1 protein-coding gene is annotated in these 625 nt (G+C 67.0%); it reads left to right on the forward strand.

Features of this window, described 5'->3' with window-relative positions:
• A partial coding sequence (locus tag EXE44_RS20945; RefSeq protein WP_199241257.1) for a polysaccharide biosynthesis C-terminal domain-containing protein occupies positions 1 to 461 on the forward strand: 461 nt, incomplete at its 5' end.
• Between the last annotated feature and the right edge of the window lie 164 nt (positions 462 to 625).

The raw sequence follows: 625 nt of genomic DNA on the forward strand, positions 1-625 counted from the left end.
ACGGGCTCCTCATCGCGCTCGGGTCGACGTACTCCCCGGTGTGGAAGGCCCTGGGGCGCCCAGACTACATGGTAAAACTCGGCGCCTTCCGGCTCGTGGTGACCGCGCTGATCATCGTCCCCGTCACCCGCGAGTTCGGCATCGTCGGCGCCGCCGCGGCCGTCCTCGGCGTCTACGTGTTCCCGGTGATGCCGATCGACGTGTACCTGGTGATCAAGTCGGTGGAGACGAGCCTCGGTCGGCTGCTCCGAGAGGTGTCGTACCCGGCCGTCGCGAGCCTCCTCATGGGTGGCGTCGTCCTCTGGTTACAGGCGACGCTGTCGCTCCCGTGGGTGTTCCTCGAGCTGCTCGTCCTCGTCGCGGCCGGGGGCGCGGTGTACGGGACCGCCGTCTTGGTGTTCGAGACGCAACTGAACTGGGGGCTACGGGAGACGCTCCGGAACTTCGCCGGCGCGATCTGACCGTCGAGCCCGCATCGTAGGCGGTTGATAACAAAGCCGACTACCGCCTAGTGTGGGCCCATGCAGACACGGCGACTTCGCTTTCGCCATGAGGTCATCGACCCCGCTCCCCCGACGACGAAGCTCGGGATCTGTCTGACGACCGACCTCACCGGCAACGGTCG

The sequence above is a fragment of the Halorubrum sp. SS7 genome, from assembly GCF_005435055.1.
Taxonomy (GTDB): Archaea; Halobacteriota; Halobacteria; order Halobacteriales; family Haloferacaceae; genus Halorubrum; species Halorubrum salinarum.